General features: G+C 43.7%; 13 protein-coding genes. 12 read left to right on the top strand and 1 reads right to left on the bottom strand.

Annotated elements, in window-relative coordinates; translation table 11 throughout:
• Positions 1 to 53: 53 nt before the first annotated feature.
• From HYN46_RS07495 to HYN46_RS07455, 9 genes are all read left to right on the top strand, one after another.
• Complete coding sequence (locus HYN46_RS07495; RefSeq protein ID WP_114898798.1) at positions 54 to 803, top strand: 4'-phosphopantetheinyl transferase family protein; 750 nt, start codon at positions 54 to 56, stop codon at positions 801 to 803.
• A gap of 339 nt (positions 804 to 1,142) precedes the next feature.
• Positions 1,143 to 3,767 (top strand): bifunctional aconitate hydratase 2/2-methylisocitrate dehydratase, encoded by a 2,625-nt coding sequence (gene acnB, locus HYN46_RS07490; protein WP_114898797.1) that lies wholly within the window; start codon positions 1,143 to 1,145, stop codon positions 3,765 to 3,767.
• A 147-nt stretch (positions 3,768 to 3,914) separates the two neighbouring features.
• The gene (locus tag HYN46_RS07485; protein ID WP_114898796.1) at positions 3,915 to 5,366 is read left to right on the top strand and encodes an amidase; all 1,452 of its coding nucleotides are present in this window, start codon (positions 3,915 to 3,917) and stop codon (positions 5,364 to 5,366) included.
• Positions 5,367 to 5,486: 120 nt separating this feature from the next.
• Positions 5,487 to 7,298 carry a DUF885 domain-containing protein gene (locus tag HYN46_RS07480; protein WP_114898795.1) on the top strand — a complete coding sequence of 604 codons (1,812 nt, stop codon included), beginning with the start codon at positions 5,487 to 5,489 and terminating at the stop codon, positions 7,296 to 7,298.
• Positions 7,299 to 7,421: 123 nt separating this feature from the next.
• Positions 7,422 to 8,141 (top strand): pseudouridine synthase, encoded by a 720-nt coding sequence (locus HYN46_RS07475; protein ID WP_114900671.1) that lies wholly within the window; start codon positions 7,422 to 7,424, stop codon positions 8,139 to 8,141.
• An 8-nt stretch (positions 8,142 to 8,149) separates the two neighbouring features.
• Positions 8,150 to 8,884 carry a Sir2 family NAD+-dependent deacetylase gene (gene cobB, locus HYN46_RS07470; RefSeq protein WP_114898794.1) on the top strand — a complete coding sequence of 245 codons (735 nt, stop codon included), beginning with the start codon at positions 8,150 to 8,152 and terminating at the stop codon, positions 8,882 to 8,884.
• A gap of 75 nt (positions 8,885 to 8,959) precedes the next feature.
• Positions 8,960 to 10,597 (top strand): alpha/beta hydrolase family protein, encoded by a 1,638-nt coding sequence (locus HYN46_RS07465; protein ID WP_114898793.1) that lies wholly within the window; start codon positions 8,960 to 8,962, stop codon positions 10,595 to 10,597.
• Positions 10,598 to 10,935: 338 nt separating this feature from the next.
• Positions 10,936 to 12,711: an alpha/beta hydrolase family protein gene (locus tag HYN46_RS07460; RefSeq protein ID WP_114898792.1), complete on the top strand. Its 1,776-nt coding sequence runs from the start codon at positions 10,936 to 10,938 to the stop codon at positions 12,709 to 12,711.
• Between the two features lie 163 nt (positions 12,712 to 12,874).
• A complete protein-coding gene (locus tag HYN46_RS07455) occupies positions 12,875 to 13,630 on the top strand; it encodes a tetratricopeptide repeat protein (protein WP_114898791.1) in 756 nt (251 codons plus the stop codon).
• A 25-nt stretch (positions 13,631 to 13,655) separates the two neighbouring features.
• Here HYN46_RS07455 and HYN46_RS07450 read toward each other — a convergent pair whose 3' ends face one another.
• Complete coding sequence (locus HYN46_RS07450) at positions 13,656 to 14,747, bottom strand: YheT family hydrolase (RefSeq protein ID WP_114898790.1); 1,092 nt, start codon at positions 14,745 to 14,747, stop codon at positions 13,656 to 13,658.
• Positions 14,748 to 15,049: 302 nt separating this feature from the next.
• Between HYN46_RS07450 and HYN46_RS07445 the strand changes: the two genes are divergently transcribed.
• The 3 genes from HYN46_RS07445 to HYN46_RS07435 are packed head-to-tail and all read left to right on the top strand — an operon-like array spanning position 15,050 to position 21,007.
• Positions 15,050 to 16,282 (top strand): exonuclease SbcCD subunit D C-terminal domain-containing protein, encoded by a 1,233-nt coding sequence (locus tag HYN46_RS07445; protein WP_114898789.1) that lies wholly within the window; start codon positions 15,050 to 15,052, stop codon positions 16,280 to 16,282.
• Between the two features lie 58 nt (positions 16,283 to 16,340).
• Positions 16,341 to 20,090 carry an AAA family ATPase gene (locus HYN46_RS07440; RefSeq protein ID WP_114898788.1) on the top strand — a complete coding sequence of 1,250 codons (3,750 nt, stop codon included), beginning with the start codon at positions 16,341 to 16,343 and terminating at the stop codon, positions 20,088 to 20,090.
• Between the two features lie 35 nt (positions 20,091 to 20,125).
• Positions 20,126 to 21,007: a crotonase/enoyl-CoA hydratase family protein gene (locus tag HYN46_RS07435; RefSeq protein WP_114898787.1), complete on the top strand. Its 882-nt coding sequence runs from the start codon at positions 20,126 to 20,128 to the stop codon at positions 21,005 to 21,007.
• Positions 21,008 to 21,025 lie beyond the last annotated feature (18 nt).

Below are 21,025 nucleotides of genomic sequence, written 5' to 3'. Positions count from 1 at the left end.
AAGTATTTAGCGCTATCCTACGATGGCGTGCAAGTAAATTTGAGTAATCAATAGTGTCTATCGTCAAACTAAAGTTACCCGAAGGGATTCATTGTGAAAGCCATGTATTTCGTAGCGATGAATATGCAGAAATTGTGCATCTTTTCCCTGAGTCTATTCGTGAATTAGCCAGAAATTTGGCTCAAGAACTCAGCACGGCCTCTCCTCAGCGCAAAGCAAGCTTTCTAGCTGGTCGCTTAAGCGCCATACACGCCTTACAGAGATTTTTGTGTCCTGAGGAACAATTAAAATCTGTTATGGGACGCACCGCTCAAGGTCTACCTATTTGGCCTGTCGAGTTTATAGGATCAATTACACATAACATGCTTGAAAAAAATGGTTTAGCTATTGCGATCATTGCTCAAAAAAATCAATACGCTTCGGTTGCTATAGATTGCGAAACCATTTTTTCGATCGACCATGCAAACGACATCGTTAAATTAATAGCTTCAGAAAATGAACTGCGATTGGGAGAGAGAATGGCAATTGAGCGAGAAAAATGGCTCACCATGATTTACTCATTAAAAGAAACACTTTTCAAACTTTTGTTTTTCAAAGTAAATCGGTTTATGCCGTTTGAAGCTGTTGAGGTTTTATCGGTTGATGAAGCCCTAGAACTAGCATGTTTGATGTTAACTGTAGATTGGGGAGACTTGTCTGCTGGGCAGCGTTTTTGGTTAAACGTAGAAAAGATTGGACTAAAGTCATTAGGTGAACAAATCGTGTGTTTCGGTACATTAGAAAGGACTAATATTGAAGATTAAGTGGCGCTTTCAACTCTGTATTGGCATTAAAGAAATTTGCAACACAAAATATAATAAATGCTCAATTGGCCACCATTTCCAAAAAAAATATTCATCATTGCGCCATTACACTGGCGTTATGCCTTTATCTGATTAACATTTAGTGGAAATTCAAGTACCATTCCCACACCTAGGCAGCGTCTCGATTTGCATGGGATGATTCGATGAGATCATTCAGGCAATAACCGCTTTAATTGTTGAGCGAAGAGCAGGGCTGAATAAAGTCTCTTTACGCTGTAGTTTTCTGTAAGGATCGCTGCCTATCAAATTTTTCCCTTAATATTACTAAAGGACAAAACCATGCTAGAAGCCTATCGCCAACACGTTGCAGAACGTGCCCTACTTGGTGTCCCACCAAAAGCACTTGATGAAACTCAAGTTGCAAGCCTTGTTGAACTCCTAAAAAATCCTCCAGCAGGCGAAGAAGCTTTTTTGGTTGATTTACTGGAAAACCGTATTCCACCAGGCGTAGACCAAGCTGCTTATGTGAAAGCTGCATTCTTAGCCGCAATCACCAAAGGTGAGGCAACATCACCACTCGTGACCAAAGAGCGCGCTGTATACCTGTTAGGCACCATGCTGGGTGGCTACAACGTCGAGCCATTGGTTTCTGCACTGGATAACCCAGAACTTGCTGCTGGTGCTGCTGAAGCATTGAAAAAAACCTTATTAGTATTTGATGCATTTCATGATGTGCAAGAAAAAGCACAAGCGGGCAATGCACACGCTAAAGCCGTACTTGAATCATGGGCAAACGCAGAGTGGTTCACCAGCCGTCCAGAAGTTGCACAAAAAATTACTGTAACCGTGTTCAAAGTTACCGGCGAAACCAACACTGACGACTTGTCACCTGCTCAAGACGCATGGTCACGTCCAGATATCCCACTTCACGCCAATGCAATGCTGAAAAACGCGCGTGATGGTATTACTCCTGAGAAACCAGGTGAAATTGGTCCAATCAAACAAATCGAAGCATTAAAAGCGAAAGGTCATACAGTTGCTTATGTGGGTGACGTGGTTGGTACGGGCTCAAGCCGTAAATCAGCAACCAACTCTGTCCTTTGGTTTACTGGCGATGATTTGCCGCACATCCCAAACAAACGCGATGGCGGTGTGTGTATCGGCTCTAAAATTGCTCCGATTTTCTTCAACACTATGGAAGATGCTGGCGCACTGCCATTTGAAGCAGATGTTGCTAACTTGAACATGGGTGATGTTATCGACATTTTCCCATACGAAGGCAAAATCACCAAAAACGGTACTGATGAAGTACTGTCGACTTTTGAACTGAAATCACAAGTATTGCTGGATGAAGTTCGTGCAGGTGGTCGTATCAATTTGATCATCGGTCGCGGTTTGACTGGTAAAGCACGTGAAGCGCTTGGCCTGCCAGTTTCAACCTTGTTCCGCACTCCAGTACAACCAGCCGACACTGGTAAAGGTTACACCCAAGCACAGAAAATGGTTGGCCGTGCATGTGGCTTGCCAGAAGGTACCGGTATCCGTCCAGGTACTTACTGCGAACCAAAAATGACCACTGTCGGTTCACAAGACACCACTGGTCCAATGACCCGTGATGAGTTGAAAGACTTGGCATGTTTGGGCTTCTCAGCTGACCTCGTCATGCAATCGTTCTGTCATACCGCTGCATATCCAAAACCAGTAGACGTAACGACTCATCACACCCTGCCTGACTTCATCATGAACCGTGGTGGTGTATCACTGCGCCCAGGCGACGGTATCATCCATAGCTGGTTGAACCGTATGCTGTTGCCAGATACTGTTGGTACTGGTGGTGACTCACATACCCGTTTCCCAATCGGTATTTCTTTCCCAGCGGGTTCTGGTCTGGTCGCGTTTGCTGCTGCGACAGGTGTTATGCCACTCGATATGCCTGAATCAGTATTGGTTCGTTTCAAAGGCAAAATGCAACCTGGTATCACTTTACGTGACCTCGTACATGCGATTCCTTACGCAGCGATTCAACGCGGTGAATTGACCATCGAGAAGAAAGGCAAAAAGAACGTATTCAACGGTCGTGTACTTGAGATTGAAGGTCTGGAAGATCTGACCGTAGAACAAGCTTTTGAATTGTCGGATGCGTCTGCAGAACGTTCAGCGGCTGGTTGTTCTATTACATTGTCTGAAGCATCCGTTGCTGAATACCTAAACTCCAACATCACCATGTTGAAGTGGATGATTTCTCAAGGTTACGGCGATGCTCGTACTATGGCACGTCGTGTTGAAGCGATGGAAAAATGGTTGGCTAACCCAAGCTTACTGCGTGCTGATGCCGATGCGGAATACGCTGCAGTTTATGAAATAGACCTGAACGAAATCAAAGAACCGATCCTGTGCTGCCCGAACGACCCAGATGATGCGAAACCATTGTCACAAGTTGCTGGCACCAAGATTGATGAAGTGTTCATTGGTTCATGTATGACCAACATCGGTCACTTCCGTGCTGCTGGTAAGCTGTTGGATAAAGTTGAGGGTGGTTCACTCGCAACACGTCTATGGCTTGCTCCGCCTACACGTATGGATGAACATCAACTGATGGAAGAAGGTTACTACAACATTTATGGTCGTGCTGGTGCGCGTACTGAAATGCCAGGTTGTTCACTGTGTATGGGTAACCAAGCTCGTGTAGCACCGAACACCACCTGTGTATCAACTTCTACCCGTAACTTCCCGAACCGTTTGGGTCAAGGTGCCAATGTGTATCTGGCTTCTGCTGAATTGGCTTCAGTTGCAGCTGTCATGGGCAAGCTGCCAACAGTTGAAGAGTATATGACGTATGCCAATACCATCAACAGCATGTCAGCGGACATCTACCAATACCTGAACTTCGACAAAATGTCTGAATACACCACTCAGGCAGACAAAATCGAAACTGGTAAGATCAATGTTGCTCAGTTGACTTAATGGTTCCATTGAGTTGAATTGAAAAAGCCCTTACTTTAGTAGTAGGGGCTTTTTTTATTGTTGAAAATCTTGATTGTCTAATATAGTGTTGATGCTTCTAAATGATTCACACAGTAAAAAATTTACAAAGATAAGGACAGTCTTGATATGAAGAATATTGTTAGTGCAAAACAAGATCAGAAATCAGATGTTATGGGAGACCATGATGCCGTTGCTTTATCCGAACTACTTCTTAAAGGCGAGATAAGCCCACTTGAGTTGACACGTGCTGCGATTGAACGTGCGAAAGCTGCGGAACCCTATATTCATGCCATTCAAGAAGAAGCTTTTGATCTTGCAATTATTCAAGCGAAATCACAACAAAATTTAATATGCCAGAATTCAACGAATCTGTATTCCATCTTTGCTGGTATCCCCTTTTTTGTCAAGGACAATACTGACGTACTTGGGATGAAAACAACTCAAGGTTCACACGCATTTACGCCAAAAATAGCCTCTCAACACTCGCCGTTAACGCAATTATTCATCGATCAAGGTTTTAATATTCTGGGTAAAAGTACTTTGCCTGAATTTGGTTTAAATGCCTCAACTGAATTTGTGGGTCAACCAGCAACGCGCAATCCTTGGAATTTGGACTATTCCTCAGGCGCATCGTCAGGCGGTTCGGCAGCGCTTGTGGCTTCAGGTGTAGTGCCGATTGCCCATGCCAATGATGGTGGCGGCTCAATTCGTATTCCTGCAGCGTGTTGTGGTCTGGTGGGTCTAAAACCCTCACGCGGACGACTGATGTCCCCACCTCAAGCCGCTATTTTTCCGATTAATATTATCAGTGAAGGGGTAGTGACGCGCTCTGTACGCGATACCGCACATTTCTATGCCAGTGCGGAACAGTATTATCAAAATAAGAAACTACCGGCTCTAGGTCTAATTGAGCGACCCAATTCTAAGCGCCTACGCATTGGAATTTTATTCGATTCAATTCGCTCAAAAACTGATGCTGAGACTCGTCATACGTTAAGTAGTACAGCAAAGCTTCTAGAGGGCTTAGGGCATCATGTCACTGAGATTTCCATGCCTGTGGCATCGACGTTTACCGACGATTTTCTACAGTATTGGGCCATGTTGTCATTTTTAGTATCGAAGTTAGGGCGCGTAGCTTTTAATAAAGATTTTGACAGTCAAAAGCTTGAACCTTTGACTTTTGGTTTAATGCAACATTTCAAAAAGAACTTTTTTCATACTCCTAAGGCGATATCACGTCTGAAGCAAAGTGCTCGAGATTATGAAAAGTCTTTTGATCAATTCGACGTCATCATGACCCCTGTACTTGCACATACGACGCCAAAAATAGGCTATCTCGGTCCAGATGTGCCTTTTGACAAATTACTTGAACGATTGCTCGATTATGTGGCATTCACACCGATTCAAAACATCACAGGAACCCCAGCTATCTCCTTGCCCATGGGCGTGTCTCAAGTTGGTCTACCTATTGGTGTGCATTTCTGTGGTAAATATGGTGATGAACGCACACTCATAGAATTGGCGTACGAGTTAGAACTAGCGCAACCTTGGGCGAAATCACGGATACCTGCTGCATAAATAAATCAGCTTTTTCTGCGCTAAAGATACTGAAAATACACAATTTAGATGCTTAACTTGGCACAATAATTGTAATATCGGACTGTTTGGAAAAATTAATCAGGCATCGAAGGCAAGTTTATGAAAAGTAGAATTTTGAGCTTAAGTCTTAGCATAGGTTTAAGCATGGGCATGATTAATATCGCCCAAGCAACAGAGACAAATACTGCGACTCAGCAGACCGATGTGACATCACGTGTAAAAGCCTTGAACGATTTACTCTCAGAGCAATGGCAGTACAATTTAGAAAATACGCCAGAGTTTGCAACGACTCTTGGAGACTTACGCTATAACGACAAGTGGTCGGATATGTCTTTGGCACATATCAAAAGCGAGCATAAAGTTACAGAAAGCTTTCTAAAACGCTTTGAATCCATCGATACCAGTGGTTTCTCAGCAGAGGATAAACTTAACCAAGAGCTAATGGTCAGACAACTGAAAGATAGCTTGCGTGGATATGATTTGAAATTGTATGAAATGCCCTTTGATCAAATGAGTGGCATCCATTTACAGCTTCCGGGATTTGTCAGCTCAATCCCGTTTACAACGACTAAGGAATATGAAGATTACATCAAACGCTTAAAAGCGATTCCAAAATTGCTTGATCAATCTATGGGAGTGGCTAAGCAGGGCTTGCAGGATGGCATGATGCCACCAAAATACTTGCTTGAAAAAGTAGTTGTGCAGATTGACAGTATTGCTAAGCCCGCTGGTAAAGACAGTGCGTTTGCCGATCCTTTAAAACACTTTCCAGAGAGTATTTCAGAAGCGGATCGTAAGCGTTTAAGCGCGGCGATTATTGATGCTATTGATCATGATGTTCGTCCTGCGTATAGCAAACTGGGTAAATTCATCGCAAAAGATTACGCACCGCATGGTCGTAGTCAACCTGGTGTGTGGCAGCTTCCGAATGGAGATGCGATCTATCGTTATCAAGTCGAGCAAATGACGACAACCAAAGAAAGCCCTGAGCATATCCATGAGCTTGGTCTTGCTGAAGTAAAACGCATTGAAACAGCCATGACGGAAATTGCTAAAGCTCAAGGCTATAAGGATTTGGCTAGCTTCCGCGCAGCTTTAAAAACAGATCCGAAAGTCCATCCAAAGTCCCGTGAAGAAATTCTTGAAGCCTATCGCGGCTTTATTGCGGGAATGCAACCGGAGTTACCTAAGTTATTTGGTTTATTGCCAAAAACTAAAGTCGAAGTTGTCCCTGTCCAAGAATACCGTGAAAAAGAAGCTGCTGGTGCAGAGTACCAACAGGGCACTCCCGATGGTTCAAGACCCGGTCAGGTTTTTGTGAATACTGGAGATTTTGCGAATCGCTCTTCAACAACGTTTGAATCGACTGCTTATCATGAAGCAATTCCTGGTCATCATATGCAGATATCCATTGCACAAACCTTACCCGCATTACCACCGTTCCGTCAGCAAGCAGGTTATACGGCTTACATTGAAGGCTGGGCTCTCTATTCTGAACAACTGGGGAAAGATATTGGTTTTTATAAAGATCCTTTATCAGACTATGGACGTCTTTCAAGTGAGCTGCTAAGGGCAGATCGTTTAGTGCTGGATACTGGTGTGCATTACAAGCATTGGACACGCCAGCAAATGGTCGATTTTTTCCATGCCCATTCCAGTGAGGATGAACCTGATCTGCAGGCGGAAACTGATCGTTATATTACATGGCCGGGTCAGGCATTAGCCTATAAGATGGGACAGTTAAAAATCCTTGAACTACGAGCTCTTGCCAAAAAAGAGTTAGGAGATGCATTTGATATCCGTGCGTTCCATGACGTGATTTTGGATGGTGGCGCATTACCCTTGGATGTATTGGAAACCCGAACCAAAGCGTGGATTGTCGCGACCAAAGCAAAGACCAAGGGTCACTAAATCATGTTTTTTTAATCTCGCTTAATCAAAAAAATCCCTTGTTATAAACAGGGGATTTTTATTTTAAGGCGGTCTTTAAAATAGCGTAAAATTCCCATGAATTTAAAAACCATGAAAAAGACTATGCAACTCGAAAAAATTATTCAATCCCAAGGTTTTGGCAGTCGAAAGCAATGCCGCTTATTAATCGAAAGCGGTAAAGTCAACGTGGAAAATACGCCTTGTTTTGATCCGAAAGCCAACTTTCCGATAGATCATTTTGAGTTTTCAGTCATGGGAAAAACATGGCAATATCGAGAGAAAGTTTATATCGCGATCAATAAGCCTCAAGGTTTCGAATGTTCACACACACCACAGCATCACCGCAGCGTTTTTAGCTTATTTCCTCCGCAGCTTATTGAACGAGGTTTACAGTGCGTTGGGCGTCTGGATCAGGATACAACAGGGCTATTATTATTAACGGATGATGGCGCGTATCTACATGCATTGACACATCCACGCCGGCATGTGCCTAAGCGTTATCGTGTCACCACCAGTGAACCGATAACGCCTGAGCAAATTGCACAGTTACAGTCAGGCGTTGAGCTCATGGGTGAAAAATCATTGTTGCTGGCAGATCATTGCGAATTAGAAGATAGTCATATCCTCAGCCTGACGATACATCAAGGCATCTACCATCAAGTGAAGCGTATGATCGCTGCGGTAGGGAATCATGTGATAGCCTTGCATCGTGAGCAAATTGGACAGTTCAAATTAACGGATGTAGAGGAAGGGCAGTGGATTTATCTAGATCTATTGCAACAGCAAGCTGCAAAACAGATTTTGGACCCAAACAGTGTCTAAGGAAACTTATGAAGCAACCTCGTATTGTTGTTTTGACGGGTGCAGGTATTTCTGCCGAATCAGGGATTCGTACCTTTCGGGCTAGCGATGGGCTGTGGGAGAACCATCGCATCGAAGATGTCGCAAGCCCTGAGGGCTTCAAGCGAAACCCGTCATTAGTGCAACATTTTTATAATAAGAGGCGGGAACAGTTATTTGAATCGACAATACAACCCAATGCAGCGCATATAGCTCTTGCAGAACTGGAAGAAGCGTTAGGGGATAATTTTTTATTGATTACCCAAAATGTAGATAATTTACATGAGCGTGCAGGCTCAAAACGATTATTACACATGCATGGTGAGTTGCTCAAAGTTCATTGCAGGCATACAGAGCAAGTTTTTAACTTTGAGGATAAAATTGAATCAGATACACGCTGTTTGTGCTGTGATTTAACTGGTACTTTACGACCTCATATTGTCTGGTTTGGTGAAATGCCTTTATATATGGATGACATTGAAAATGCATTGAGCCAATGTGATGTTTTTCTCAGCATCGGCACCAGTGGATCTGTTTATCCGGCTGCTGGATTTGTAAGACTGGCCAAACATGTCGGTGCAGAAACCATTGAAATCAACTTAGAGCCGGCAGCGAACAAAAGTGCGTTTGCGCACCATATCTACGGCGCAGCAACTCAGATTGTGCCTCAATGGGTCGCAAAGTTTTTGGCTCAAAATGAGCGTTCTATATCCCCTATAAAATAATGATGTTTAAAAAACTTATTTAAATAAATTCTGTTATATTTTAATCGCAGTGATATCTAGGGAAGAGGTGCTTTCATGTTTGCGATATCCAGAGTTGGGATAACACTAAGTAGTATCATACTGTTATCTGCTTGCGGCGATGACAACAGCATTGCAAATACCGATAGCAGTCGTTCTACTCCTATTGCCGCTGCTGCACTTAACAATCAAAATTTAGCCACCACTTCTTCCAGCTCACCTCAGTTACTCGCATCCATGTCGGCGGCACAGTTAGCCAGTACATTGAATGCATCTCCATCAGGGCAACAAATCTTAAAAGTGACGGGCAGCCCTGTTTGCGGCGTCGATTTTAATTACATTAAATACAATACTATTGGGGCTGCCAATGAATCGACTACGGCGTCCGGTGCTTTAATGACACCAACAGGTGGTCCAGGATGCACTGGGCAACGGCCTATCGTTATCTATGCTCACGGCACACAGACAAATCACAGTTATAATATCGCTGACGCAACGAACATCAATAATCCCGCGGCTTCAGAGTCCATGTTTATAGCCGCAATGTTTGCGGCACAAGGGTACACCGTTATTGCACCCAATTATGCAGGATACGACTCCTCAACGTTGTCTTATCACCCTTATCTCAACTACAAGCAACAATCCCAAGAAATGATCGACGCACTCAATGCAGGGCGGCTAGGACTTCCTCAGGTTTCATCGGGCCTGATAAGCGACTCTGGTAAACTCTATGTCACAGGGATTTCAGAAGGTGGATATGTAGCCATGGCGGCATTGAAAGCCATGACTACAGCGCATATTCCTGTTGCAGCAGCTGCACCGATATCGGGTCCCTATGCACTTGAAGCCTTTGGTGATGCTGTATTTATGGGATATTTAAATCGAAATTCAACAACATTTATCCCGCTACTCACGACGGGATATCAAAAAGCCTATGGCAATATTTATCAAACACCAGCCGATATATATACCCCCAATTATTCATGGACGGTAGAAACGACTACGCCTAGTACCAATGTATTATTTCAAGCTACCCCAACTGGCAATACACAACTGGATGCGCTATCACCAGTCAACCCTGCCTATACCTTTGGATTTTCAAGCAATAACTACCTTATCAATACGAGCTATAGACTCGCTTATCTGGCTGATATGGGGCTACATCCAGATGGTGTCATGTCTGGCAGTAATACTTTTCCAGCAGCATCCCCCCAGAGCACATTGCGTCAGGCGCTAAAGACCAATGATTTACGCGGAATGACGCCTACTATGCCGGTGCTGATGTGTGGCGGGGGGCGGGACTCAACCGTATTCTTTGCCAATACGGTGTTAATGAGCAGTACCTTTGCTGCAGCATCTGCAGCGGGTATTCCTGTGACCTTCGTTCAACTCGATATTGATGCAGCATCAATCATTCCACAAACATTTACCCTGACAGGGCTAAATGCAGGAATGCAAAGCTTTCTATCATCGACTGCAACGAAGTACGGTGTAGGTCAACTTGGTTTGATGAGCAGCATCGGTCTTTCTTCTTCTATTGCTCAAAACATGGCGAAATCAGCGTTAAGCCTCCAAACAAAGTTTCTCAATGACATTAGTACCATGACTCCGGATGCCCTTACTGCTAACTACCACGGTGTCTTAGTTGCTGGTTATTGTTCTGCGGCAGCCAGAGAGTTTTTTAAACAATATTAATCCTTGTATTGTTGCGAATAATTAAACTATCTACGCTATAAGACTTGATTGCTCTCATGACATCTGGAAGGAAGGGCACGCATTAGTCTGTCAAATTTGATGTTGTGAAGTTGCTGATCCTAAGCTTTTATTACGAATCCCATGAAATTGTTAGACAAAATTTACTTTGAATAAGATCTTTTCATATATTTAGAAACAACCTATGCAATGTTTTTAAGAACTAATAAAATCAAGGTCTGATGATGTACCAAACAGTCTACAGGGTTGCTATGATTGTCTTGATTGTAGGACAATTATATGCTATTTCTGATTAGCTAATTTTGGCAAGGAGTGCTGTAATGTTTCAAAAAACAACAATGGCTGCGGCTATCACAATCGCGACGAGCGTATTACTTGTTGCATGCGGTGACAGCAATGGCAATAACAATGGTGCAGTGGTTGGAGGGGGTACAACACCAACAACAACTCTATTAGGCTCAGAGCAAAAACCAGCGCTCTCAGCAGCAAATTTCAATGCAAGTCTCGGTGCTTCAGCAAGTGGTAAACTAATTCTTAGCGTAGCAGGTCAGCCGAAATGTGATGTCAGCATCAGCCATATAGAGTACTCAACGATTGGCGGTGCGGGTGAGGCGACAACAGCTTCTGGCGCACTCATGGTGCCTACAGGCAGCGATCCATCCTGTACGGGTAAACGTCCTGTGGTCTTATATGCCCACGGCACGACAACAAGCAAAGGCTTTAACATGGCTGCGTTGACTACAGATCCAACCAATGCCGCAGCAGGTGAGTCCACATTAGTCGCTGCTACATTTGCTGCGCAAGGTTATATCGTTGTTGCACCGAACTATGCAGGCTATGACACCTCAACTTTAGCGTATCATCCCTATGTCAACTACAAACAACAATCTCAAGAAATGATTGATGCGTTGAAAGCTGGGCGAGCAGCTTTACCAAAAGATGCTGCGGGGACTACAACGACGGACTCTGGTAAGCTTTTTGTTACCGGTTACTCTGAAGGCGGCTATGTCGCAATGGCTGCATTAAAAGCCATGGATGCCGCTCATATCCCTGTAACTGCGGGTGCACCAATGTCTGGACCATACTCATTAGAAGCTTATGGCGATGCGATTTTCTACGGAAATACTCCTATTGGCGGCACTGTGTTTGCACCATTACTCACCACAAGTTATCAGAAGGCCTATGGCAATATCTACAATATAACTTCTGACGCCTATACATCAGCTTATGCTGCCAATATTGATACCCTATTACCAACCACACTCTCACAGAACGTTTTGTTTACCACAGGAAAATTACCACAACTGGCATTATTCCAAAGTGTGGCGGGTTCAAGTGGCGGTCAAGTTGACCCTATAACGGGAGCAGATCTATCGACCAGCCAATTTAGTTTTGGATTTGATCCAAGCAGCTATTTAATTAATACGAGCTATCGTGCTGCATACTTAAAAGACGCTGCTGCAAACCCAGATGGTGCTGTACCTGCTCTCACCGCAAGCCCATTACCAGCGACAGCGCCACAGCATCCACTGAGGAAAGCTTTTGCTCTCAATGATCTTCGCGGCTATGTTCCATCCATGCCAGTGCTGATGTGTGGAGGTAATCAAGATCCGACAGTATTTTTTGCACCTAACGCACAACTTATGGCAGGGATCTTGGGTAATATCGCTGGTGCTGGCGCTCCTGTGGCCTTTGCTTTACTTGATGTTGATACCACATCAAAAGCACCGGTCGGATTTAGTAGTGCTGGGTTAAACACGTCTGTCACCACAAACATGAAGGCTGTTGCACAACAAGCACAGACTGGATTTGGCACTATTCTAGGTGCTACAAAAGATGCAGCAATTGAAGCCGCGAAGGTTGATCCAAAAGTTGTTGCCGCTGCAAATGCTGCAGGGCAAGCAGCTTATGTTAAGGTACTGACTGCAGGAGGTAGTCAAGCCGATGCTGCTGCTGCTGCGAAAGCTGCAGGTACTGCTGTTGTGACCGCCGCAGCGACAAGCGCAGCGACTGCAGCAGTTGCGAGTAGTTATCATGGCAGCTTGGTTCCACCATTCTGTACTTCAGCAGCGCGTGCATTCTTCCAGCAATACTAAGTTGATGCACTCCATCTGAAACAGTTTTAAAGGCGGTATAAAGCAGGTGCTTTATACCGTTTTTTTTAGAAAATTGATTAAAATAAATGATTCTCATTGACAATTGCAGTTTGCATTTAGATACTGCTTCACAATTATTTTTAGCAAAAAAGACGATTTTAATATGTCTATCGAAGCTTCGGGTATTCTCGATCCTGCAAAAACTGAGCAAGAAATCATTAGTCAACTCACAGGAACGCCAGAACAAGTGGCACTGGGTCTTCTCGCTGCGGCGAAACAAGGCTATCCCGAAGCACAAGCATTATATGCTCAGTTATTATTAGATGGCCAAGGTGTCGATATTGACCAAGTTCAGGCTTTGCATTGGTTTAAGACCGCAAGTTTAGCAAATCATGCTATGGCCATTAATATGGTGGGTCGATGTATAGAAAATGGATGGGGAGTGGCAGCAGACCCCAGTAGCGCCGCCGAATGGTATAAGCGTGCAGCAAATTTAGACCTTGATTGGGGTATGTATAATTATGCCAATTTACTTGCGCGTGGTCAGGCCATCCCACTAAATCGAAAATTAGCATTTGAGCTTTATAACAAGGCTGCTTCTCAAGGTCATGCCAAATCCATGAATGTTATTGGCCGTTTCATTGAAGAAGGGTGGGAGGCTAAACAAGATTCAGCATTGGCAGTTGATTGGTATCGACGATCAGCAGAAGCTGGTGATTTTCGCGGGCAATTTAACCACGCTTCTAGGCTTGCAGAGCAGGGGAAAGATATAGAAGCTGCGGCTTGGCTGCGACAATGTGCAAGCACTGCGACATTGGGCTTCAAACAAAAAATGGCTCAGACCTTGCTGAAATCAGGAAAGGCACCTTTTGTTAAAATCGCAGCCGAAATTTTGGCTGGTCATGGCGTTGAAAACTAATCCTATCGTTTGAATAAACTTAACGTCATTTTTTGCTATCTATGGTCAAAAAGTAATTTGCAATTAAACGATTGGCCCAAGATTTGGCTTGCCAACCTTCGTAGTAGGCACAGTGGCTACCTCGTTCAGTTGTCACCAGAATTGAACTGGGGATTAAATTGTTGGAGCGAATATACGCATCCACATTTTCTTTTTTACAAATGGGATCGTCTTCAGCATTTAAAATCATCAGAGGTGTTTTGACTTGACTAAAAACATGGAAAGGATTCGATAAACTGAAATATTCCTGCCGACTACCATGACCTGAGACTTCATAGATATGCTTATGAAAATCATCTAAATTTCTTGATTGCTCAAGTTGGTTGAGGGTATTCAAGTGTTTAAACTGATGACGATTTGGCGTAATAAACTGCTTGATCAGTTTCTTAGTCATTAAGCGGCTATAGAAGGGTTGTGTGTATTGAAAGGCTTCATCCATATTGTAGCCAGGACAATAAGCAAACCCGGCGCGAAAGACAGATTTTTCAGCTTCCTCTCCCAAATATCGCACGAGCAAACCCGATCCTGCAGAAATACCTACGCCATAAAGTGGTGACTGAGGAAAACGTTGTTGTATCAGGTTTAATTGCTCACGGAGATCGTCTGTTGAACCCATTGTATTGATTTTTGGTACCTCGAGCTTTAGATCAGCATGACCTCGACGAACGCACATCACTACTCGCCATCCGGTCATCTGTGCTAGATCTTTCATGAAACCCCGCATGCTTTGTGGACTACCCGTAATCGTATGCAAAACGACTATGGTTGGTGTAGTGGGTGCACGATCATACCCTAACCATGCTAGAGCGGTATGGCCGCCGTCCGCCATATTTAAAGTTTCCACTTTGTCATAGCGCAAAGCAGGTGCGAATTTTTTCGTCAGGCCCAATGCGATAAGTTGTAAATGCGTGTTATACATCCATGGTGTTGGATAGTACTTTTTATTTAACTGATCAATATTTTGAATAATATATTGATTATCCTCACACTTTACCGAAAATAATTTAGGTTTTTTCGCAGCGCGAAACCAGTAATTCAAACCAAGCATTGTCGTTACTGTAGCTGCAATTCTAAACATTAAAAGTACCTCTCATTAGGTCTTGAGTGTATGGACGTATAGAGTAGTGATTGGATCAGGATCAACGATAAATAAAGCGGTTTATGATATCTTTCAATGATGATAAATATGCAATTAGTTGCATAAATATAACGAAAGCAATGAGACATTGCAACGGTGCATCGAGGGGCGACAAAGATGGATAAAGTTGAAAAAAGCCCACAATAAGAAAGCATGCAAAGGTTTTACCCATCTGACAAAGAGCGTATCATTCTTTTTTGGCATTACTTTTGAGCTTAAGCTCGTATATTCTTGGATGAGCCATGCATTTTTTTCACACTTCAGACTGGCATTTAGGGCAAAGTCTTTATGGTCAATCGCGTGAACATGAGCATGCAGCATTTCTATCTTGGTTATTAGATCAAATTACAATATATCAACCTGATGCATTGCTCATTGCTGGTGATATCTTTGACACAGTCAATCCCCCAATCTCGGCACAAGAGCAACTTTATCGCTTTCTGGCGGAAGCGCATACACGCCTACCTAGTCTGCAAATCATCATGATCGCAGGCAACCATGATTCTGGGGGGCGAATTGAACTACCGGCACCTCTACTTAAAGCGCTGAGAACTCACGTTATAGGTCGTGTCAGGTGGTTGTCTGCGGGCGTTTTAGATACCAAGCAATTACTCATCCCGATGACGAATCAGCACAACGAGATTGATAGCTGGTGCTTAGCGATGCCTTTTTTGCGACCTGCCGAAGTGACTGCAGGTGGGCAGGGCTTACCCACAATGGAAGCGGTTACTCATGTTTATCAACAGTTAATTACAACTGCAAAAGAACAAGCGAAAGGATTGCCATTAGTCCTCATGAGTCACGCGCATTTGGTAGGTGGTGCAACTTCAGAAGAGTCTGAACGATCTATTGTGATTGGAACTGCAGAAGCTCTATCAACGGATTTATTTCCATCTGATATTAGTTATGTCGCATTGGGCCATTTGCATCGACCTCAATCGGTTGGGCAGGATCGAATACGTTATTCAGGATCGCCTATTCCCATGTCATTCAGTGAGGAAGGCTATCAACATCAAGTGCTTCATGTTGAGTTACATCCTGATCAGCCAGCAAAGATTGAATCATTAGTGATCCCACGCGCAGTCGCTATGATTCGAATATCTGGTGTATTAGCAGATGTGCTAGCGCAGTTGGCTCAATTGGACCCAACACCGCGCGTTATCAGCGAGCAACCGTTTTTAGAAGTGCGCGTTTATCCAGACAATGCGCCATTTCCGCCGGATACAAGACAACAAATTGAAGCCGCACTTCCTGCGCAGGCGGTACGATTAATACGTTTTCGTAAAGAATCATGGGCACGTGAAGGTGATGGCGACGCTCGAGATCATAAGCAAATGGTCAAAGAGCAAACACCACAATCATTGTATGAGAAAGTATGGAGTGAACTCGGGCATAGCCCAGATTCTGAAGTCTTTGCAGATTTTGCGGCACTCATTGATGAATTAAACCAAAGCGAACAGGATATCATCAGTTGAATCAACACGTCATAAAAGCTCGTTTGATGGCAAAAGTACAGAGTAGAAATAGACAGATATGAAAATTTTACGCCTTAAACTCTGTAACTTAGCATCCCTCGCAGGTGAGCAAGAACTTGATTACCGTACTGAACCCCTTGCAAGTGCAGGTCTCATGGCTATTACCGGACCGACTGGCTCTGGAAAAAGCACGATATTGGATGCAATGTGCCTAGCTTTATTTGGACAAGTACCACGTTTACGTGCTGCTTCAAAAGGACAAGAGGGTAAAGTACCAGATGGGGTGGAGAATGACCAATTATCTATGCACGATCCACGCACCCTACTAAGGCGTGGTACGGCCGAAGGCTATGCCGAAATTGAATTTCTGGGGCGCGATGGACGTATTTATCTGGCTCGCTGGCAAGTCAGACGCGCAAGAAACAAGTCTACGGGAAAATTACTGGCTGCAGAAAGAATTCTGATTGATGTCGGAACAGGACAAACGCTGGCTAGCCAAGTACGTGAATGTGACCTGCGGGTTTCGGAAGTCATTGGGCTTAATTTTGAACAATTTACTCGGGCTGTAATGCTCGCTCAATCGGAATTTGGGGCGTTTCTCAAAGCCAGCGATGTTGAGCGAGCCCAACTTCTTGAGCGCTTACTTGAGACAGAAATTTATCGTCGGATTGGTATTTTTGCACACGAAAAACGTAAAAAATATCAGGACGCCTATCAACTTATCAAAAATCAAATCGGGGGAATTGAGCCTCTTGATTCTGATGCACGACAAGCATTAGAAAATAGCCTCGTGACAATGGGACAACTCAGATCCCAACTACAGAAAGTTCAAAACTATTTGAATGCAACACAAGCGTGGTATCAGACTCAAACTCGGTTAGACACACAAATCCACGAAAGTCAGCAGTCTTTAGCTACCCATACCCAAAACTGGCTTAACCTTGAGCCTCTCCGCCTAAAAGCAACGCAGCTTGATCAGATTCGGGAAATTCGTCCGCTTATTCATCAGAAAAACACTTTGATTGAGCGAATGACTATACGGAACCAAAGCCTGGCAAAACAAAAAATACAAGTACAGGTTCTACAGGAAAAACTTGCACACTTGCAACCCCAGCAACGTGATGCAGCGCTTCACTTACAAGAGCTACAACAGAAACATGCCCTTGCATTGCCAAAGATCATGAATGCACAGCGTTTAGAACATGAAATTGCACGCATTTCCGAAGAACAAGCTCAACAGCTAGCGCATATCAAGCAACATCATACCCAAGCTCAAATAACCACCCTTGCGCTCCTGAACAATACTCAGCAACAAAATAATACTTTAGATCAATTACAAAAAATTGGTCTGCAATTACAAACTACTCAATATTTAGCAGCACTTGAAGATCAATGGCTATCACAACTCGATCGTATGCGTGATGCAGAGCGCTATACGCAACAGTTAAACCAATTAGAAAGTCATATCCCTAAACAGCATCACGAACTCAGCGAAGCGACCTCTTTACTTCAAGTGCTTTCATCAGATTTAGAGCAGCATCAGCAGCATTATGGAAATGCAACTAATAAAAGCGATAAATTGCAATCACTTAAGAAGGATCTGATGATATGTCGTCAGACCGACTCTGAGCTCCATGTTCTTGCGCAAAAGTATCAAGATTATCGGCACATTTTAAAAATCGTCACGGACTTAAATTTAAAGCAGAAAACAGCCCTTGAGCATCAAACCGGATTAACACAGAATCTTGTTCATACACAGAAAAGTGTACAGCACGCAGAACTTGAGCTAAATGCCTTGCTGAAAGTACTCTCTAATCAGCGTTTATTGCGCCATAAAAATGTCGAAACATTACGCAATCAACTCCTTCCTGATCATCCCTGTCCTGTTTGCGGGAGTACAGAGCATCCTTTTTCTATAGCTGAACACCTGTTTGATGCATTAAAGCATGATGATGAGCAACAAGAAAAAATGGCCAGAACTGCGCTTCTTGATGCTCAGAGTCTCCATCAAGCGACGACAACGGAACTGAAATTATTGAATCAAGAAATTGATCTACGCTCAGTCGAATTACAGCAACGCGTCGCTGAAGAAAGATCAATAAAGGGGGTGATGCTTCAACTGCCTTTTGCAACTGAACTGCGCTCATTCTCACAAGACGACTCCGCTCGTCAGGCGTGGCTCGTACAGAAAATTACGGAAAATCAGACGAGTGAAAAAACGATACAAACTAGCATTACCGGGCTTGAAGCGTTGCAAGAGATTGAACAAAATCTGATTAAACAAATCGATCAAGCACGTCATCGGCAATCTCAACTTCAGCAGGTTTGGCAGAGTGCGGTCGATCAACAAAATCAATTAAAATCAATACTTGATAAAACTGAGCAATACTTCTTACCTTGTTTTGATCCCGATATACAGAACAAGTGGCAGGAAAACAAAAGTGAAACGCTGCTTTTTCTAGAAAGGCACATGACTAATCGTCTAAACCAATTGGCGACTCAACAACGTTTGCAAAATGAAATCATGGCTTTACAGCAGGCGGATCAGCTTCTGAAGCTCAAACAATCTCAAGAGCAAGCTAAACACCATGAATTAGAAGTTTCATTACAAAAGCTTTCTCACGCACTCACAGCGATCCAATCACAGTTCAAAGACCTGCTGTCTGAAGCGACTTCAACTTTTGGAGATGTCATTAAGAGTTCACTGGATTGGCAAACCTGCTTTGATAGCCAGCTCACAAATGCGCAAAATACCCTGCGGTCTATGCAAGATCAAATTGATCTCATTAATCCCGAACTGCATAAACTCACAAGCACTATTGAGCATGCAGAACAACAACAAAGCTTGGAAGAGCACGAAAATACCGAATTAACCACAAAAATTAATTTGTGGTACCAATCTCAGCCCATTCACTCTGAAGAGCTGCTACATGAATTGCTGGCGGTTTCAAATGATGACGAGCAGTTAATCAAACAACAAATTGAACAGGTGCAACATCAACTGATTGAAGCCCAAACGCGTCTAACTGAACATCAGACACAACTTGAACATCATCAATTGCAGATACCACCTAGTCCCGATGATCAAAGATCTCAAGTATCTCATGTGGATTCATCTAACGTTATAAAACCAGCATCGACTATGATATTGGCGTCTGAGATCAGTCTAAAGATTTCAGACAATAGTCACCAGCTTGAGCAAGTGCAAAATGACTGGATCTCACTCCAACTTCAGATCTCTCAAGACAATGAGCGCAAAGAAAAAGCTCTGGATTTACAGCAAGAATTAGATCATGCCTACGCAGCATATTTACGTGTTGATCGTATGGCCAGTCCCATCGCGAATGCAGATGGCAAAGTTTTTCAGAAAATCGCCCAAGGTTATTATTTAGACTTATTACTTGAAGAAGCTAACCAGCAACTTGAACAGCTTAGTCGTCGTTATCAGCTTATTCGTGCTGCAGATTCTTTGGGGCTGTTGGTCATTGACATGGATATGGGGGATGAACGCCGCTCAGTGCATTCTCTTTCAGGTGGCGAGTCTTTTCTTGTCTCATTAGCTTTGGCACTTGGACTGGCGGCAATGGCCTCTGGACGGTTACGTATTGAGTCACTCTTTATTGATGAGGGATTTGGTACACTTGACCCAGAGTCGCTACAAGTTGTCATGGATGCCCTAGACCGTTTGCAAGGTCAGGGTCGAGTTGTAACCGTGATTACCCATGTACAAGAAATGCATGAACGTATCCCTACACAAATTCGCGTAGAAAAACTCGGAAATGGCCAAAGCCAATTAACAGTGATTTAATCACACTCAACCCTGATAACGATTTAGAGGATGATATGGACTATCAATACAACACCTTACATACCGCATTGGATCAGGGAGTTTTAACGCTCACTTTAAATCGTCCTGAGGAAATGAACTCTTTCACAGTTGAGATGGCGAATGAGTTAATCGACTTTTTCACCCGGATCAATGATGACGATAAGGTTGGCGCAGTCATAGTGACAGGCTCTGGGCGAGCTTTTTGTGCGGGTATGGATCTGACTCGTGAAGGCAATGTTTTTGGGTTGGATGAATCGCTACAGCCTAGTTTACAAGAACTACAACAACGCGGTGAAGATCCCATGATCAAACACGGTGTACGTGATACGGGTGGAAGAGTGGTACTGTCTATTTATGACTGTAAAAAACCAGTCATTGCGGCAATCAATGGCGCGGCCGTTGGGGTCGGGGTGACCATGACCTTAGCCATGGATATTCGCTTAGCATCAGAGAAGGCTAAAATTGGTTTTGTTTTTGGAAAACTAGGGATTTGTTCAGAAGCCTGTTCAAGTTGGTTCTTACCGCGCATTGTTGGTATTCAGCAAGCTTTAGAGTGGGTTTATACAGCCGATATTTTTGGTGCTCACGAGGCATTAGCAGGACGCTTGGTTAAAGCGGTTTATCCTGCAGATCAATTGTTGATTGAGGCACAAGCTCTGGCACGTCGTATCGTTTCTGGAAAATCTCAAATTGCAACCGCACTTGTACGTCAGATGATGTATCGAAATAGCGCGGCACCCCATCCCCGTGATGCACATAACGTGGACTCATTAGCCATGTTTTATAGCAGTATCGGTGATGGAAAAGAAGGTGTAGCAGCATTTTTAGAGAAACGTGAAACGCAATTTACTGGTAAGGCTTCAGCGATGCCGTCATTTTACCCATGGTGGGAGTAGTAGAATGTGACCAAGAAT

This window comes from Aquirhabdus parva, assembly GCF_003351745.1.
Classification (GTDB): Bacteria; Pseudomonadota; Gammaproteobacteria; order Pseudomonadales; family Moraxellaceae; genus Aquirhabdus; species Aquirhabdus parva.
This window is presented reverse-complemented; position numbering and strand designations above follow the sequence as displayed.

Coding starts and splice junctions, on each gene's coding strand:
- acnB (WP_114898797.1), top strand. CDS start 1,143: ATGCTAGAAGCCTATCGCCAACACGTTGCAGAACGTGCCCTACTTGGT.
- HYN46_RS07485 (WP_114898796.1), top strand. CDS start 3,915: ATGAAGAATATTGTTAGTGCAAAACAAGATCAGAAATCAGATGTTATG.
- HYN46_RS07480 (WP_114898795.1), top strand. CDS start 5,487: ATGAAAAGTAGAATTTTGAGCTTAAGTCTTAGCATAGGTTTAAGCATG.
- HYN46_RS07475 (WP_114900671.1), top strand. CDS start 7,422: ATGCAACTCGAAAAAATTATTCAATCCCAAGGTTTTGGCAGTCGAAAG.
- cobB (WP_114898794.1), top strand. CDS start 8,150: ATGAAGCAACCTCGTATTGTTGTTTTGACGGGTGCAGGTATTTCTGCC.
- HYN46_RS07465 (WP_114898793.1), top strand. CDS start 8,960: ATGTTTGCGATATCCAGAGTTGGGATAACACTAAGTAGTATCATACTG.
- HYN46_RS07460 (WP_114898792.1), top strand. CDS start 10,936: ATGTTTCAAAAAACAACAATGGCTGCGGCTATCACAATCGCGACGAGC.
- HYN46_RS07455 (WP_114898791.1), top strand. CDS start 12,875: ATGTCTATCGAAGCTTCGGGTATTCTCGATCCTGCAAAAACTGAGCAA.
- HYN46_RS07450 (WP_114898790.1), bottom strand. CDS start 14,747: ATGTTTAGAATTGCAGCTACAGTAACGACAATGCTTGGTTTGAATTAC.
- HYN46_RS07445 (WP_114898789.1), top strand. CDS start 15,050: ATGCATTTTTTTCACACTTCAGACTGGCATTTAGGGCAAAGTCTTTAT.
- HYN46_RS07440 (WP_114898788.1), top strand. CDS start 16,341: ATGAAAATTTTACGCCTTAAACTCTGTAACTTAGCATCCCTCGCAGGT.
- HYN46_RS07435 (WP_114898787.1), top strand. CDS start 20,126: ATGGACTATCAATACAACACCTTACATACCGCATTGGATCAGGGAGTT.